At 60.8% G+C, this 14,369-nt stretch carries 19 protein-coding genes; 8 read left to right on the forward strand and 11 right to left on the reverse strand.

What is annotated here, in order from left to right:
- The first annotated feature begins 61 nt into the window (after positions 1–61).
- Positions 62–1,165, forward strand: a complete 1,104-nt coding sequence (locus tag HX817_RS00415) for an NADH:flavin oxidoreductase (protein ID WP_177039599.1) — start codon at positions 62–64, stop codon at positions 1,163–1,165.
- Here HX817_RS00415 and HX817_RS00420 read toward each other — a convergent pair.
- Complete coding sequence (locus tag HX817_RS00420) at positions 1,134–2,336, reverse strand: glycosyltransferase family 1 protein (RefSeq protein ID WP_008432296.1); 1,203 nt, start codon at positions 2,334–2,336, stop codon at positions 1,134–1,136. The genes HX817_RS00415 and HX817_RS00420 overlap by 32 nt on opposite strands.
- A gap of 64 nt (positions 2,337–2,400) precedes the next feature.
- Complete coding sequence (cysZ, locus tag HX817_RS00425) at positions 2,401–3,156, reverse strand: sulfate transporter CysZ (protein WP_003208468.1); 756 nt, start codon at positions 3,154–3,156, stop codon at positions 2,401–2,403.
- A 293-nt stretch (positions 3,157–3,449) separates the two neighbouring features.
- Here cysZ and trxB point away from each other — a divergent pair, with 293 nt between their 5' ends.
- On the forward strand, positions 3,450–4,412 hold the full coding sequence (trxB, locus tag HX817_RS00430) for a thioredoxin-disulfide reductase (RefSeq protein ID WP_003208470.1): 963 nt from the start codon (positions 3,450–3,452) through the stop codon (positions 4,410–4,412).
- A 182-nt stretch (positions 4,413–4,594) separates the two neighbouring features.
- Here trxB and HX817_RS00435 read toward each other — a convergent pair whose 3' ends face one another.
- The 6 genes from HX817_RS00435 to HX817_RS00460 are packed head-to-tail and all read right to left on the reverse strand — an operon-like array spanning position 4,595 to position 7,532.
- Complete coding sequence (locus HX817_RS00435) at positions 4,595–4,936, reverse strand: HopJ type III effector protein (RefSeq protein ID WP_008432300.1); 342 nt, start codon at positions 4,934–4,936, stop codon at positions 4,595–4,597.
- Positions 4,929–5,225: a DUF1244 domain-containing protein gene (locus HX817_RS00440; protein WP_003208473.1), complete on the reverse strand. Its 297-nt coding sequence runs from the start codon at positions 5,223–5,225 to the stop codon at positions 4,929–4,931. The genes HX817_RS00435 and HX817_RS00440 overlap by 8 nt, the downstream gene beginning before the upstream one ends.
- 23 nt (positions 5,226–5,248) lie before the next feature.
- Positions 5,249–5,620 carry a dihydroneopterin triphosphate 2'-epimerase gene (gene folX / locus HX817_RS00445; protein ID WP_003208474.1) on the reverse strand — a complete coding sequence of 124 codons (372 nt, stop codon included), beginning with the start codon at positions 5,618–5,620 and terminating at the stop codon, positions 5,249–5,251.
- Between the two features lie 2 nt (positions 5,621–5,622).
- Complete coding sequence (gene folE, locus HX817_RS00450; protein ID WP_010176988.1) at positions 5,623–6,183, reverse strand: GTP cyclohydrolase I FolE; 561 nt, start codon at positions 6,181–6,183, stop codon at positions 5,623–5,625.
- Positions 6,184–6,203: 20 nt separating this feature from the next.
- Positions 6,204–6,914: a dihydromonapterin reductase gene (folM, locus tag HX817_RS00455; RefSeq protein WP_177039600.1), complete on the reverse strand. Its 711-nt coding sequence runs from the start codon at positions 6,912–6,914 to the stop codon at positions 6,204–6,206.
- A 57-nt stretch (positions 6,915–6,971) separates the two neighbouring features.
- Positions 6,972–7,532 carry an antibiotic biosynthesis monooxygenase gene (locus tag HX817_RS00460; RefSeq protein ID WP_177036365.1) on the reverse strand — a complete coding sequence of 187 codons (561 nt, stop codon included), beginning with the start codon at positions 7,530–7,532 and terminating at the stop codon, positions 6,972–6,974.
- Positions 7,533–7,747: 215 nt separating this feature from the next.
- On the opposite strand from HX817_RS00460, the gene HX817_RS00465 reads away from it, so the two are divergent.
- Positions 7,748–8,704, forward strand: coding sequence for a MerR family transcriptional regulator (locus HX817_RS00465; protein WP_043225723.1), 957 nt, complete (start codon positions 7,748–7,750; stop codon positions 8,702–8,704).
- Between the two features lie 2 nt (positions 8,705–8,706).
- Here HX817_RS00465 and HX817_RS00470 read toward each other — a convergent pair whose 3' ends face one another.
- Positions 8,707–9,312 carry a hypothetical protein gene (locus HX817_RS00470; protein WP_003208483.1) on the reverse strand — a complete coding sequence of 202 codons (606 nt, stop codon included), beginning with the start codon at positions 9,310–9,312 and terminating at the stop codon, positions 8,707–8,709.
- A gap of 58 nt (positions 9,313–9,370) precedes the next feature.
- Positions 9,371–9,838, reverse strand: a complete 468-nt coding sequence (locus HX817_RS00475) for a PAS domain-containing protein (protein ID WP_003208484.1) — start codon at positions 9,836–9,838, stop codon at positions 9,371–9,373.
- Positions 9,839–9,951: 113 nt separating this feature from the next.
- Here HX817_RS00475 and HX817_RS00480 point away from each other — a divergent pair, with 113 nt between their 5' ends.
- Positions 9,952–10,407: a flavodoxin gene (locus HX817_RS00480; protein ID WP_003208486.1), complete on the forward strand. Its 456-nt coding sequence runs from the start codon at positions 9,952–9,954 to the stop codon at positions 10,405–10,407.
- On the opposite strand, the gene HX817_RS00485 is transcribed toward HX817_RS00480, so the two are convergent.
- Entirely contained in the window at positions 10,388–11,284 is an 897-nt protein-coding gene (locus HX817_RS00485; RefSeq protein WP_177039601.1) for a LysR substrate-binding domain-containing protein, read from the reverse strand. The two genes, HX817_RS00480 and HX817_RS00485, sit on opposite strands and share 20 nt — an antisense overlap.
- Before the next feature lie 99 nt (positions 11,285–11,383).
- Here HX817_RS00485 and HX817_RS00490 point away from each other — a divergent pair, with 99 nt between their 5' ends.
- The 4 genes from HX817_RS00490 to HX817_RS00505 all read left to right on the forward strand — a co-directional run bounded on the left by HX817_RS00490 (position 11,384) and on the right by HX817_RS00505 (position 14,280).
- Positions 11,384–11,770 (forward strand): CidA/LrgA family protein, encoded by a 387-nt coding sequence (locus HX817_RS00490; RefSeq protein ID WP_008432321.1) that lies wholly within the window; start codon positions 11,384–11,386, stop codon positions 11,768–11,770.
- Positions 11,760–12,446 carry an LrgB family protein gene (locus tag HX817_RS00495; protein ID WP_177039602.1) on the forward strand — a complete coding sequence of 229 codons (687 nt, stop codon included), beginning with the start codon at positions 11,760–11,762 and terminating at the stop codon, positions 12,444–12,446. Before HX817_RS00490 ends, HX817_RS00495 begins: the two co-directional genes overlap by 11 nt.
- Positions 12,447–12,595: 149 nt before the next feature.
- Positions 12,596–13,378 carry a class II aldolase/adducin family protein gene (locus tag HX817_RS00500; RefSeq protein WP_003208491.1) on the forward strand — a complete coding sequence of 261 codons (783 nt, stop codon included), beginning with the start codon at positions 12,596–12,598 and terminating at the stop codon, positions 13,376–13,378.
- Positions 13,378–14,280 carry an alpha/beta fold hydrolase gene (locus HX817_RS00505; protein WP_102368142.1) on the forward strand — a complete coding sequence of 301 codons (903 nt, stop codon included), beginning with the start codon at positions 13,378–13,380 and terminating at the stop codon, positions 14,278–14,280. The genes HX817_RS00500 and HX817_RS00505 overlap by 1 nt, the downstream gene beginning before the upstream one ends.
- Positions 14,281–14,369 lie beyond the last annotated feature (89 nt).

Below are 14,369 nucleotides of genomic sequence, written 5' to 3' on the forward strand. Positions count from 1 at the left end.
CCAACACGCTGCACACTCCATATTATCCACATCATAAATTCCTTTCCGATGGAGTGCTCCCATGCCTGTCCAAGCCTTGTTCAAACCGTTCCAGCTCGGTGCACTGCAACTGCCGAGCCGCGTGGTCATGGCGCCGATGACCCGTTCCTTTTCTCCGGGTGGCGTGCCCAACTCCAAAGTGATCGAGTACTACCGCCGCCGCGCCGCCGCCGGTGTCGGCCTGATCATCACCGAAGGCACCGTGGTCGGCCACCCGGCTTCCAACGGCTACCCGAACGTCCCGCACTTCTACGGTGAAGCCGCCCTGGCCGGCTGGAAGAAAGTAGTCGACGCGGTACATGCCGAAGGCGGCAAGATCGTTCCGCAACTGTGGCATGTGGGCAGCGTTCGGCGCATCGGCACCGAGCCGGATGCCAGCGTGCCGGCTTACGGCCCCACCGAAAAACTCAAGGACGGCAACGTCGTCGTCCACGGCATGACCGTGCAAGACATCAAGGACGTGATCGCCGCGTTCGCCCAGGCTGCCAGGGATGCCCAGAGCATCGGCATGGACGGCGTTGAAATCCACGGCGCCCATGGCTACCTGGTGGACCAGTTCTTCTGGGAAGGCACCAACCAGCGCACCGACGAATACGGCGGCAGCCTGGCCAACCGTTCGCGTTTCGCCATCGAATTGATCCAGGCCGTCCGCGCCGCCGTGGGCCCGGACTTCCCGATCATCCTGCGTTTCTCCCAGTGGAAGCAGCAGGACTACACCGCGCGCCTGGTGCAAACCCCGGAAGCCTTGGGTGAATTCCTCAAGCCGCTGTCTGACGCTGGCGTGGATATTTTCCACTGCTCCACCCGCCGTTTCTGGGAACCGGAATTCGAAGGCTCCGAGCTGAACCTGGCCGGCTGGACCCGCAAGCTCACCGGCAAGCCGACCATCACCGTGGGCAGCGTCGGCCTGGATGGCGAGTTCCTGCAGTTCATGGTCAACACCGACAAAGTGGCGCAACCCGCCAGCCTGGAAAAACTGCTGGAGCGCCTGAACAACGACGAGTTCGACCTGGTCGCTGTGGGCCGTGCGCTGCTGGTGGATCCGGATTGGGCACTGAAGGTTCGCGAAGGCCGTGAAGGCGACATCCTGCCGTTCAGTCGTGAGGCGTTGACGACGTTGGTGTAAGGGGCGACAGGGCGGGCACCGGTTGCTCGTCCTCGCACACCCCGCGTAATTGGCGCTCAAACTGCTCGATAATCGCCGGCCAACCCTGACGGCTGGCGTGTTGCCGGGCATTGAGCCGCACCCGGCGCAAGCTCTCGCGCTCTTCCAGCAGCCAATTGGCCGCATCGCAAAACGCTTCTTCATCCCCCGGCATCGCCAGCACGCCGCTGTAGCCATGGCGAATGTGCTGGGTTGCGGCCGCCTGGTCGTATGCCACCACGCCCAACCCTGAAGCCATGGCCTCCAGCACCACGTTGCCGAAGGTTTCGGTCAGGCTGGGAAACAGGAACACATCCCCGGACGCGTAATGCCGGGCCAGTTCTTCACCGCGCAAGGTGCCGCAGAAAATCGCCTCCGGCAGTTCCTTTTCCAGCATCGCCCGTTGCGGGCCATCGCCGACGATGATCAGTTTCATCTGGCGCAGTGGATAGGTGTCCTGCAGCGTCTCGAAACAGCGCTTGAGTAACCCGAGATTTTTTTCCTGGGCCAGGCGGCCGACATGCAGCACGGCAGTTTGCTCACTGGTCAGTGCCCAGCTTTCACGCAACGCATTGTCGCGTTTGGCCGGGTGAAACAGCTGGCTGTCGACACCGCGCGCGAGCATGCCCAGGCGCTCGAAATGGCGCCGCTCCAGCTCCAGTCGCTGGCTGGCGCTGGGCACCAGGGTCAGGGTCGAGCGGTTATGGAACCAGCGCAGATAGTGGGTTAGCACCCGGCTCAGCATGCCCAGGCCGTACTGGTTGGAATACTGCTGGAAGTTGGTGTGGAAGCCACTCACCACGCTGATCCCCAGGCGCCGCGCCGCCCGCAACGCCGACAAACCCAGTGGGCCCTCCGTGGCGATATACAACACATCCGGGCGCTGGCGGGTCCAGCGCCGCAACAGCTTGTGCATCGACGACTGGCCCCATTGCAGCCCCGGGTAGCCCGGCAGCGGCCAGCCGCGACAGAGCATCAGGCCGTCGTCGCTGGGCCGGCTCTGGTCGCTGCCCTGGCGCGGGCGAACCAGTTCGACTTGATGCCCGCGCGCGCGCAAACCGTCACACAGGCGGCCAAGGGTATTGGCCACCCCGTTGATCTCAGGCGGGAAGGTTTCGGTGATCAGGGTGATGTGGAGCGAAGCTGTCGTCATGACCCACAGTGTCGGCGTGGGCCATGTCGTCATTGTGTCTTTTGGATGATGGATTTGTGACGGCTCAGGCCTTTTTAATGGCCATGGCCTCGGCGCCCTGCTCACGCACCCAGAACAACGTCGCCCCGGCCACCGCCGCCGGCATCATCAGCAGGTTGACCACTGGCACCAGCAGCACCAGGTAGACGATGCCGCCAAAACTCATGCTCTGCCAGCGCTTCTGGCGCAGCCAGGCGAGCATTTCGTTCCAGCCCAGCTTGTGGTTGTCCGCCGGGTAGTCGATGTACTGGATCGCCATCATCCACACACCAAACAGCAGCCACAGCGGTGCTGCCACCAGATTGACCACCGGGATGAACGACAGGATAAACAGGCCGATGGCCCGGGGCAGGAAGTAACCCAGTTTGCGCATTTCCCGGGCCAGGGTGCGCGGGACCATGGCCGCCAGTTCGCCCCAGCTGAACGCCGGGAAATCATCGGTGCCGCGCACCACCACTTCGACCTTTTCCGACAGAAAGCCGTTGAACGGCGCGGCAATGATGTTGGCGAGCATGGTGAAGGTGAAAAACACCATCAGCACCACCAGCACCACAAATAAAGGCCACAGCAGGTAATTGAGGAAGCTCAGCCAGCTCGGCAGGGTCGGCATCAGCGTGTCGACCCACAGGCTGAACTGATGGCCGGCGAAGTAGATCAATCCGACGAACAGGATCAGGTTGATTGCCAGCGGCAGCAGCACAAACAGCCGCAGGCCGGGGCTGAGTACCAGTTTGAGACCTTCGCGCAGGTACTGTGGGCCTGAAAGAACGGGGGCGGGCATGGATAACTCCGGGCAATAGGGGCGAACGCGCCGACCTTACCGGCTTTGGGAGTACCGGGAAAGCACGGCCCGCATCGCGACATTAACGGTAACAAAGGTGTCGATTAATAGAGGGCATGGGATAGAGACCACCTATGAGCTGGATTGTTAATCCGTATTTCCTTAATCTTGCCTCCCTCTATACGCTGCACCCATTATTTTCAGGATCTGCGAGTTCAAGCCTTCCCCAAGTGCTTCGCGGTCCTTTTTTATTCCAGCCGTTCTGTAGTCCGGGCGGTCGATAGGAGTGAGTCATGTCTGATACCCGTCATTCGCGAGTGATTATTCTCGGTTCCGGCCCTGCCGGTTACAGCGCTGCCGTCTACGCTGCCCGGGCCAACCTCAAGCCGTTGCTGATCACCGGCATGCAAGCGGGCGGTCAGTTGACCACCACCACTGAAGTTGACAACTGGCCGGGCGACGTCCACGGCCTGACCGGCCCGGTGCTGATGGAGCGCATGAAAGAGCACGCCGAGCGTTTCGAAACCGAGATCGTGTTTGATCACATCAACAAGGTCGACTTCTCCAAGAAGCCTTACAGCCTGACCGGCGACAGCGGCGTGTACACCTGTGACGCGCTGATCATCGCCACCGGCGCCAGCGCTCGGTACCTGGGCCTGCCGTCGGAAGAAGCGTTCATGGGCAAGGGCGTTTCGGCCTGCGCAACCTGCGACGGTTTCTTCTACCGCAACAAGCCAGTGGCTGTGGTCGGTGGCGGCAACACCGCGGTGGAAGAGGCGCTGTACCTGGCCAACATCGCCAGCACCGTGACCCTGGTTCACCGCCGCGAGACCTTCCGCGCCGAGAAGATCCTGATCGACAAGCTGCATGCCCGCGTGGCCGAAGGCAAGATCATCCTCAAGCTCAACGCCACCCTGGATGAAGTCCTGGGCGACAACATGGGCGTGACCGGTGCTCGCCTGAAGAACAACGACGGCAGCTTCGACGAGCTGAAAGTCGACGGCGTGTTCATCGCCATCGGCCACACTCCGAACACCTCGTTGTTCGAAGGCGTGCTGGATGCCAAAGATGGTTACCTGATCGTGCAGGGCGGCCGTGAAGGCAATGCGACTGCCACCAACATCGAAGGTATCTTCGCTGCCGGTGACGTGGCCGACCACGTGTACCGCCAGGCGATCACCTCCGCCGGCGCCGGTTGCATGGCGGCACTGGATGCCGAGCGTTACCTCGACGGTTTGAAGGACGCTTCGTTCTAAACCGTAGAAACAAAAAAACCGGCTGCGAGGCCGGTTTTTTTATGCACGGGATTTGATGATCACCGCAGTCCAAATGTGGGAGCGGGCTTGCTCGCGAAAGCGGTGTGTCAGTCACCCGATGTATTGACTGACACTCTGCTTTCGCGAGCAAGCCCGCTCCCACATTTTGATCTATGTCTGACTCAGGATTTGCGGGTCAGTGGCTGTGCGGCAAACTTCACACCCGCCAACCCATGCTCGATCAGCGCACGAATGTTGCCATGGTCACTGCCTTCAGGCGTGGCCAGCACCGAACGGTAATGCTCGCCAAACGCCAACAGCGCTTCCTGGTCGCTCAAGCCTTCCAGCAGCGCCAGGCCCAGGGTCTTGCACGAACCTTCGTTCTGCCCGGCGGCGTTTTCCACGCTGCCATTGGTGAACGCTTGAGGCTGGTAGTCGTAACCGGCAGCTACAAAGGCCAGGGTATCGGCAAAAACATGTTCGCCACTGTTGAGGCTGGCGCGCAGGGTGTTCAGGTCAGTCATGGGGTTTTCCTTTGGCGAATGCCGCTTGCTGTTCGGCACTGGCTTCTTGCTGGTATTGGGCTTTCCACTCGGCGTACGGCATGCCGTACACCACTTCACGGGCGTCATCGAGGCTCAGCTCGATCTGGCGCTCGTCGGCCTCGGCCTTGTACCACTTGGACAAGCAGTTGCGGCAGAAGCCCGAGAGGTTCATCAGGTCGATGTTCTGCACATCCTTGCGGCTGTCCAGGTGGGCCACCAGCCGGCGGAAGGCGGCGGCTTCGAGTTCGAGGCGTTGTTGATCGTTCATGATGCTCACTGCAAAGGTAAGGGTTAGCGACTGGCCGCCAGGGTGATCGACACCGATTCGGCAAAACGCAACGCATGGGGTTTGTCGACTTCGACTTCGGCGTACAGCACCGATGTATTGCTCATCACCAGGTCGAGGATCTCCTGGGTCAGGCGCTCCAGCAGGGCAAAGCGATTGCCTTCCACATGGGCGATGATCGCCTTGGTGATGGTGCGGTAGTTCAGCGCGTGGTCGATGTCGTTGTCGCGCACGGCTTCCTGGGCGGCATACAGGATGGTCAGGTTGATCAACACATCCTGCTTGTTGAGGATTTCATCCTCGTTGATCCCGATAAACGTGCGCAGGCACAGGTCCTTGACCCGGATGCGCGCCATGCCTGGCTGAAGTTGTGGCATTGCTACTTGCTCCGTCCAATCAGTTGCAGGAACTCCATGCGCGTGGTGTTCGACTCACGGAAGGCGCCGAGCATCACCGAGGTGTTCATGGTTGAATTCTGTTTTTCGACACCGCGCATCATCATGCACATGTGCCTGGCTTCGATCACCACCGCCACGCCGGCGGCCTGGGTCACCGTCTGGATGGCGTCGGCAATTTCCCGCGTGAGGTTCTCCTGGATCTGCAGGCGCCGGGCGAACATGTCGACGATACGCGCCAGCTTCGACAGGCCGAGCACCTTGCCGGTCGGAATATAGGCCACATGAGCCTTGCCGATAAAGGGCAGCAGGTGATGCTCGCACAGCGAATACAGCTCGATGTCCTTGAGGATCACCATCTCGTCGTTGTCGGAGGCAAACAGCGCACCGTTGACGATTTCTTCCAGGTTCTGCTCGTAGCCGTGACACAGGTACTGCATGGCCTTGGCGGCACGCTTTGGCGTGTCGAGCAAACCCTCGCGCTCGGGGTCTTCACCCAGGCCCTTGAGGATCTCGCGGTAGTGGTGGGGCAGGGACAAAGTCATACAACATCCTCGCAAACGGCTTACTTGATATGCCGCCCGCCGTTGACGGTCAGGGTGGTACCGGTGACATACGGGTTATCCAGCAGGTAGCGCACGCTCTGGTAAATCACCTCGGGGCCGGGCTCGATGCCCAGTGCCGCCTTGGCCAGGACCTTGGCGCGGTAAGCCGCGTCGTCGCCCTCGTTGAACATCACCATTGCCGGGGCAATGCCGTTCACCTTGATATCCGGTGCAAGCTGCGCGGCAAACGACAAGGTCAGGCTGTCGAGCCCGGCCTTGGTGGCGCAGTAGGCAATGTGCTGGCGGCTGCCCTTGCGGGTCACGTCATCGCTGATGTGCACGATATCCGCAGCCGTGGAGCGTTGCAGCAGGTAAGCACAATGCAGGTTGATCAGGTACGGCGCAAGCATGTGCACGCTGAACATGTCGGTAAAGGCGCGGCTCTCGTCGCCGGGCGCTTCCGCTTCCCAGGCCGAGGCATTATGAATGATCGCCCGCAGGCTTTGGGTGTGCGTCTTCAGTTCGTCGATGAAGGCGAGAATACCGGTCTCGTTGGAGAAGTCGGCAAACACACCGATCGCACCGCGTTCGCGCAAGGCTTGCACGCCGGGACGTTCGCTGCGGTAGCTGAAAATCACTGGCTGCCCTTCGTCCAGCAGGCGCTGGGCGCAATGCAGGCCGACGCGCTGGCCGGCACCGGTGATCAGGATCGGGGCGGGTGTTGAAGACATGGGAGGCTCGAGTCGCTGGCAGGCTAAAACTATACCAGCGAGCGGCCTCCCTTGTACTCAAGCAGCGGCTTCGGTGGCCTTTATCCGGGCTGGCGCCGGATGCAGCCAGCCGGCCAGCAGGTGGGTCGACAACGGGATAAAGAAGTAAACCATCAATGGCGTGAGCGCGAGGGTGCTGACCAGCACACGGCTCAGCAACCCCAACTCGCTGAGCAGCGGCTCAAGGCCGAAGTTGAACAGCAGCGACACCGGGAAAAATGCCAGCCAGATGGCCACGGCCTGCTTCCAGCGCGGCGGACGTGCGGCGGCGGCGCCAAACCAGCCGTCGATACCGCGTACGCGATGCTCCGACGGCGCAGCAAACAGCTCACTGCCACGCCCGAGCCATGCGCCACGGGAGGCGGAAAACTCCCACGCATGCAGGGTTTTTTCGTCGGCGAAGCGGAAAATAATCTGGAACTCGTCATCGTTGGGCGGCGGTGCAAGCACGCCTGAACCCAGGTAACCGGGGAAGTCCGTGGCCAATTGCTCGCCTTCGCGCAGCCAGGCCATCAACTCTTCATAGCGACCCTTGGCCACGCGGCGCGCAACCATCAGGGTGACGGGGGAGGTAGACATTGTGTATCTCCATAAGGATCAGGTGCACTGGGCCGGGTAGGCGGCGCACGAACGAAGCTGCGGGGTAAGCAGCCACGTTGAAAAAACAGGCAAGGATTATTCCTGTTTTGCAGAAATACACCAGCGACATTGGTCGGCTTGTCGAAGACCTTGAATCGGACAGCTGTATGGGCGTTAAATGGGATCCAAGTTCCTGACAGTATATTGATGCCCTGATGTCTGTAATGACTGCTCCACGTCCCGAAATGGCCCTTGGCAACCCTGCCGATTCCGATGAGCTGTTTCCGATTCGCGAAGTCGCGAGATTGACAGGCATCAACCCTGTCACCTTGCGTGCCTGGGAACGGCGTTACGGGCTGATCCACCCGGTTCGCACCGAAAGTGGGCACCGCCTGTATTCGCGCACCGATATCGAGACCGTTCATCGCATTCTTGACTGGATCGAGCGTGGCGTGGCCGTGAGCAAGGTCGGCAAGATCCTCGCGCGCGACGATCATCAAGTCGAAGCGGCGGCTGCTTCGCCGGCAGGTGCAGAGCATGAATGGGCCCAATGGCAGGCGCAGTTGCGAACGGCCGTCGGTGCCTTCGACGACCGGCAACTGGACCGGTTGTATGGCCAGATTTTCGCTGCCTACCCGGTCGCGGTGGTGTTCCAGGACATCCTGATGCCCCTCTGGCAGCAACTGTTGCGACATCAGGGGTTGTTTGGACAAACCAGTGAATGGCTGTTTTTTGATGGATTCCTGCGCAGCCGAACCTGGAAACGCCTGCAGATAGGCTGTGCCTCAGCGGCGCCACGGGTATTGCTGGCGGCCATTGCGGGGGAGTGCCGAGAGCTGGAGTTGTTGGTCGCAGGCCTGTTGATGAGCGGTGACGAGTTGGCGGTCAAGGTTCTGGCTGTGGGCCAGCCGATGGATGAATTGACCCTTGTCTGTGAAAAAACCAGGCCACAAGCCCTTGTGGTGTTCTCCAATCACTCTCCGGCCAATGGCTTGCCTCGGCGCCTTGAACGGCTGGCCCTGACCCTGGATTGCCCGCTGTTGCTGGCCGGCGATGCGGCGGAGTTGGCGCAGGAACAACTGGCGGGTTCATCCGTTGGCTGCCTGGGTAACGAAGGGCGATTGATGCAGCGCCGCTTGCAGCAGTTTCTGCGCGGTAACCTGGATACCTGACTTCAGGCGTGGACTTCGGGGTGAAACAGGCGATGTTGCTGCAGGATAAACTGGCGCAGGCGCTCGGTCTCATCCACATCGTTCTGGCTCAGGCGGTAGGCGAACAATCCTCGGGCAGTTTCCCGTTCCAGCGTGCCCCGCACCGAAATGCGCTCGTACCCGGACGGACTGAACCACAGGGAAAAGGTTCTTGGCGCCTTGATCCGCCCGCGAATTTCCACCAGCAATCCCTTGAATGACACCTCATGCACCCACAGCGCACCGGGTTGGCCCTTGATGTTTTCCAGGGGTACCGGCTCTTCGAGCGCCAGGCGCCACGGGCGGATCATCGGCCCGTCTTCGAAAATACTCGGTACACCCAGCCGCAGATGCACGGCATGAAACTCGTCTTCCACCAATTGCAGCGGAAACGTCATTTGCTGGTTGTCGAATTGGGCCTGGAGGGTGACATGGTCATGGGCGGCCAGGCGGGTGAGCAGATCTCGAATCTGCGCACCGCCATTGACCGTCAGGCTCGACGACGCGTCCCGCACATTGAGTTGCGGGTTATGGTGCATGGTCTGAATAAAATCCAGCTCGTCCTGCGTCAAAAGCGCGTCGCGTTGCATTGATCTTGCTCAAGAAAAAGGTATTAAAACGCCATTATCTCTTTAAAGACCGCGTTTTCTAGTTTTTGTTAGATCCGCTCGTCGCCTTGAGTGCCGCAAGCTCCGCCTTGAGGTCAGCCAACTGGGCTTCCAGTTGCGCGACACGCTGCTGGGCCTTGACCTGAACGGTCACATCCTTCTGCACACCGACAAAGTAGGTCTGCTTGTCGGCCGGGTTATAAACCGTCGATAACGACAGCTCGTTCCAGAAATGCGTGCCGTCCTTGCGGTAATTGCGCAGGATTTCCCGGCAGGCGCCGCCACTCTCCAGGGCTTCGCGAATCGCCATCAGCCCCGGCTGGTCACGATCGCCCGATTGCAGGAAGCGGCAGTCCTGATAGAGGATTTCGTCGAGGGTGTAGCCAGTCATGCGCTCGAAGGCCGGGTTCACATAAATCAGTGGCTTGTCCTTGCCTTCGCGCTCGGCGATAACGATGCCGTCGTTGGAAGCGTTGATCACCAGTTGCATCAGCTTGGCGTTAATCATTGAGCGGTCCATGGCTTGTAGTTGGAGTTTGCAGTTTAAGACATGCCGGCAGCCTGTCCATGGGCCCCAGCTGTTAATATCCCAGGCTTTTAGTCAGCTACAGGATCAGATTGATGAAAGTCGCCATCCTTTCCGGCTCGGTGTACGGCACGGCTGAAGAAGTCGCCCGTCATGCTGCAAGCATCCTCAACGCTGCCGGCTTCGACGCCTGGCACAACCCGCGGGCAACCCTCGCCGACGTACAGGGCTTTGCTCCGGAAGCCTTCCTGGCCGTGACGTCCACCACTGGCATGGGCGAACTGCCCGACAACCTGCAGCCGCTTTACTCGACCATTCGCGACCAACTGCCGGCCGCCTGGCGAGGCTTGCCCGGCGCGGTGATCGGCCTGGGCGACGCCAGCTATGGCGACACGTTCTGCGGCGGCGGCGAGCAAATGCGCGAGCTGTTTGCCGAGTTGGGCGTGCACGAAGTGCTGCCGATGCTGCGCCTGGACGCCAGCGAAAGCGTGACCCCGGAAGCCGACGCCGAGCCGTGGCTGGCCGAGTTGGTCACTGCACTGCGCGGTTGACCGGGAACTCGCGCAATAACGCCAGCCAGGCCTGGGCGGCTTTCGACAGGTAGGCACCCTCACGCCAGATAAAGGCAATGTCCCAGCGCAGGTATTCCGGCGCCTTGAGCGTCAGGCGCACCACGCCGGGCCTTATCAGGCCCCGGGCTACTACGCTGGGCAGCAGCACCACGCCTTGGCCGGCGGCCACCAATGCGGCGAGAAAATCCGCCTGGCCACTGCGCCCGCTTTCCTTCGGGGTAAAGCCCAATTGCTGACAGGCCTGTAGCAGGCGGTCGTTCAACACAAAACTGCGCTGATACATCAGGAACGGCGTGTCAGCCAACTCCTCCAGGCGGATCTGCGCGTTATCGGCCAATGGATGGTCCATCGGCAGCAGGGCATCCAGCGGTTCATCGCAGAATGCCTGCCAGGCGAATGCCGGGTCGCTGGGCATCAGGCTGCCGCCCACTTCCAGCTCTCCGCTCAAGATCGCCTGCTCGATATTGCGGCTGCCGCCTTCCAGCAATTGAATGGTGACGTTCGGATAACGGCGGCGGTATTCGGCAAACAGCCCGGCGAACAACGTGTCACCGCCCAACTGCGGCAAGCCCATGCGCAACTCGCCACGGGTCAACTGATTCAAGTCATCCAGCTCACTGAGCAATTCGGTTTGCTGGCGCAGCATGGCCTCCGCCCGCTGCAGCACCACTTGTCCGGCAGCCGTCAGGCGAATCTGCGAACCCAGGCGATCCAGCAGCGGCGTGCCCAGGCTTTGCTCCAGTTGTGCCACCTGCTTGCTGACGGCGGACTGGCTGATGTGCAGGGTTTTGCCGGCCTGGGTAAAGCCGCCGCGGTGGATCACTTCGACAAAGCTGCGCAGTTGTTTAAATTCCATCGACATGATTCCAGTTTGGAATAGCTTGCAGTCTAACAATTCGCTGTGGGGATGCCAGGGGCCTCTTTAAAATGGGAGCCCTGCGAGGACCCAAAGCTCATGAAACGTTTCACCTTCAAAGTCGTCGGTCGGTTGTTGACTGAACTGATTGTGCTGCTGGCCATATATTTTCTGGGCTGCCAATTGGCCGCCTGGCTGAGCTGGCCTATTCCCGGTGGTGTGATCGGCCTGGGCCTGTTGTTGCTGACCTTCGCCACTGGCCTGGTCAAGCCGGCGGCCCTGCAATTGGGCGCCGGTGTGTTGATGGCGGAGATGCTGCTGTTCTTCATTCCTGCGTTGATGAGCCTCTTGGACTACGGCGGCCTGGTAAAGCACGACGGCTGGAGGATCATGTTGGTGATTGGTTTCAGCACCTTGTCGGTAATGCTGGTGACGGCGTTTACCGTCGAATTCGTCTGCCGCTGGAAGCTGCGCCATGAAGCTTGAGCTGATGCCGATGTTCTGGCTGGCGCTGACCCTGGGTGCCTACGGATTCAGCCGGTGGATCTACCGGCGCACCGGGCGTTACCTGCTGTCGCCGTTGATCCTGGTCCCGGCGTTGCTGCTGGCCGTGGCCGTGCCGATGAAGACGGCCTATGCCGAATACTCCACCGACACCCACTGGCTGATGCTGGTGCTGGGCCCGGTGACCGTGGCGTTCGCGATTCCGATCTGGCAACAGCGCCAATTGCTGGTGCGCCACTGGTCAGCGTTATTGCTGGGGATGGTCGCGGGCAGCGCGGCGTCCATCGCCACTTCGTATGGCCTGGCCAAGGCCCTCGCTCTCGACAGCTCGGTGACGATGTCGTTGGTGCCCCGTTCGATCACCACCCCGTTCGCGATGCCGGTGTCTTCCGACCTGGGCGGCGTGCCGGAACTGACGGCGGTGTTCGTGATGTTCACCGGGGTGTTTGGCGCCATGCTCGGCGGCGTACTGCTCAAGTGGTTGCCGTTGCGCACGCCATTGGCCCGTGGCGCATTGTTTGGCGTGGGCGCTCATGGCGCGGGTGTCAGCCGGGCTCATGAAGTGGGCGGCGAGGAAGGCTCCGTGGCGGGCCTGGTAATGGTGCTGACCGGCTTGCTCAACCTGTTCGCCGCGCCTTTATTGGCGTCGCTTCTCTGACACGCGCAGAACAAAATCGAACTATCCTCAGGACTGACCCGTTCGGTCATCAAGCTGGCTGCCAATGCAACTACGGCGGCCTCGAGGTCTGACTAGACTGCCTCTTCACTCAAAAAAACAATAATAAGCGCGCCAAGGAGGTCATTGCCGTGAGCCTAGCCACTGTTCAATCGACACACAGTGTAAAAGACCAGGTCAGCGCGGCCGAATGGCAGGCCCGCGTCGACCTCGCCGCGTGCTATCGCCTGGTGGCGATGCATGGTTGGGACGACCTGATTTTCACCCACATCTCGGCCAAGGTGCCGGGCACCGAAGACTTCCTGATCAACCCCTACGGGCTGATGTTCCACGAGATCACCGCGTCGAGCCTGGTGAAGGTCGATCAGGCCGGCAACAAGCTGATGGACAGTCCCTACGAGGTCAACCCTGCCGGGTACACCATTCACAGTGCGGTGCACGAAGTGCGGCACGATGTGGTCTGCGTGCTGCACACCCACACCGCCTCCGGCATTGCCGTCTCCGCGCAGAAACAGGGCGTGCTGCCCATCAGCCAGCAATCGTTGTTCGTGTTGTCCAGCCTGGCCTATCACGCCTACGAAGGTGTGGCGCTGAACCACGAGGAAAAGGCCCGCTTACAGGCCGACCTTGGCGAAAACAATTTCCTGATGCTGCACAACCACGGTCTGCTGACCTGTGGCGGCAGCATCGCCGATACGTTCCTGATGATGTTCATCTTCCAGCGCACCTGCGATATCCAGGTGATGGCGCAGAACGGTGGCGCTGAACTGATCAGCATTGCGCCGCAGATATTGGCCGGTGCCCGGGCGATGATCGCCGGGGTCACCAAAAGCGCTCAGGGCATGGGCGGCGCGCTGGCGTGGCCGGCGTTGCTGCGCAAACTCGATGCACTCGACCCCGGGTATAAAAGCTGATGCCACTCGCCGAGATCCCGCTGCGCATCTGGCGCCAGCGTGCCCAGAGCTTTGAGTTTCGCGGCCGCACCATTCGGTACTGGGTGGCGGGGCAGGGCGAGCCGTTGCTGCTGATCCATGGTTTTCCCACGGCCAGTTGGGATTGGCATTACCTCTGGCAGCCGTTGGCCCAGCGCTATCAAGTGATTGCCTGCGACATGCTGGGGTTTGGCGATTCGGCCAAGCCGCTGGACCACACCTATTGCCTGCTGGAGCAGGCGGACTTGCAACAGGCGTTGCTGGAGCATCTTTGGGTGCAGCAGCCGGTGCATGTGCTGGCCCATGATTACGGTGACAGTGTTGCGCAGGAGTTGTTGGCGCGGCATTACGAAGGCCGGTTTCGGATGGGCAGTTGTGTGTTTCTCAACGGTGGGTTGTTTCCGGAGACGCATCGTCCGGCGTTGGTGCAGAAGCTGTTGCTGAGCCCATTGGGTTGGATGATCGGGCGGGCGTTTGGGCGTAATGCCCTGGCTAACAGTTTTGGGCAGATTTTCGGGCCGGCGACTCGGCCCAGTGAGAGTGCGCTGGATGATTTCTGGAGCTTGATCGAGAGCCAGGATGGGCCGCGGATTTTGCACAAGTTGATTGCGTATATTCCTCAGCGTCGGCGGCAGCGGGATCGATGGGTGGCGGCCATGCAGCGGGGGGAGGTGCCGTTGCGGGTGATCGATGGGGAGGTTGATCCGATTTCCGGGGGGCATATGGTTCAGCGTTATCGTGAGCTGGTGCCGCACGCGGATACGGTGTTGCTGGCGAATATTGGGCACTATCCGCAGATTGAGGCGCCGGTGCAGGTGTTGAAGCATTATTTGGCGTTTCGGGAGGGGCTTGGGGTTGGGGCTGCTCGGGTGGCTTATTCTTGATTGGGGTTGAGTACATATCCGTTATTTAGGTAACGGCGGCTTATGGTTCCGCTCTTACAGCGGGTCACTTTTGAAAAGCGCAAAAGTAA

Origin of the sequence: Pseudomonas sp. C6002, from assembly GCF_013385805.1 — a bacterium.
Lineage (GTDB): Bacteria > Pseudomonadota > Gammaproteobacteria > Pseudomonadales > Pseudomonadaceae > Aquipseudomonas.

What these genes read in the sequence shown, in the direction of transcription:
- folM (WP_177039600.1), bottom strand. Translation starts at nt 6,914, where the DNA reads ATGTCTTCAACACCCGCCCCGATCCTGATCACCGGTGCCGGCCAGCGC.
- HX817_RS00470 (WP_003208483.1), bottom strand. Translation starts at nt 9,312, where the DNA reads ATGCAACGCGACGCGCTTTTGACGCAGGACGAGCTGGATTTTATTCAG.
- HX817_RS00490 (WP_008432321.1), top strand. Translation starts at nt 11,384, where the DNA reads ATGAAACGTTTCACCTTCAAAGTCGTCGGTCGGTTGTTGACTGAACTG.
- HX817_RS00475 (WP_003208484.1), bottom strand. Translation starts at nt 9,838, where the DNA reads ATGATTAACGCCAAGCTGATGCAACTGGTGATCAACGCTTCCAACGAC.
- cysZ (WP_003208468.1), bottom strand. Translation starts at nt 3,156, where the DNA reads ATGCCCGCCCCCGTTCTTTCAGGCCCACAGTACCTGCGCGAAGGTCTC.
- HX817_RS00465 (WP_043225723.1), top strand. Translation starts at nt 7,748, where the DNA reads ATGTCTGTAATGACTGCTCCACGTCCCGAAATGGCCCTTGGCAACCCT.
- HX817_RS00480 (WP_003208486.1), top strand. Translation starts at nt 9,952, where the DNA reads ATGAAAGTCGCCATCCTTTCCGGCTCGGTGTACGGCACGGCTGAAGAA.
- HX817_RS00420 (WP_008432296.1), bottom strand. Translation starts at nt 2,336, where the DNA reads ATGACGACAGCTTCGCTCCACATCACCCTGATCACCGAAACCTTCCCG.
- HX817_RS00505 (WP_102368142.1), top strand. Translation starts at nt 13,378, where the DNA reads ATGCCACTCGCCGAGATCCCGCTGCGCATCTGGCGCCAGCGTGCCCAG.
- trxB (WP_003208470.1), top strand. Translation starts at nt 3,450, where the DNA reads ATGTCTGATACCCGTCATTCGCGAGTGATTATTCTCGGTTCCGGCCCT.
- HX817_RS00485 (WP_177039601.1), bottom strand. Translation starts at nt 11,284, where the DNA reads ATGGAATTTAAACAACTGCGCAGCTTTGTCGAAGTGATCCACCGCGGC.
- HX817_RS00460 (WP_177036365.1), bottom strand. Translation starts at nt 7,532, where the DNA reads ATGTCTACCTCCCCCGTCACCCTGATGGTTGCGCGCCGCGTGGCCAAG.
- HX817_RS00415 (WP_177039599.1), top strand. Translation starts at nt 62, where the DNA reads ATGCCTGTCCAAGCCTTGTTCAAACCGTTCCAGCTCGGTGCACTGCAA.
- HX817_RS00495 (WP_177039602.1), top strand. Translation starts at nt 11,760, where the DNA reads ATGAAGCTTGAGCTGATGCCGATGTTCTGGCTGGCGCTGACCCTGGGT.
- HX817_RS00440 (WP_003208473.1), bottom strand. Translation starts at nt 5,225, where the DNA reads ATGAACGATCAACAACGCCTCGAACTCGAAGCCGCCGCCTTCCGCCGG.
- folE (WP_010176988.1), bottom strand. Translation starts at nt 6,183, where the DNA reads ATGACTTTGTCCCTGCCCCACCACTACCGCGAGATCCTCAAGGGCCTG.
- HX817_RS00435 (WP_008432300.1), bottom strand. Translation starts at nt 4,936, where the DNA reads ATGACTGACCTGAACACCCTGCGCGCCAGCCTCAACAGTGGCGAACAT.
- folX (WP_003208474.1), bottom strand. Translation starts at nt 5,620, where the DNA reads ATGCCACAACTTCAGCCAGGCATGGCGCGCATCCGGGTCAAGGACCTG.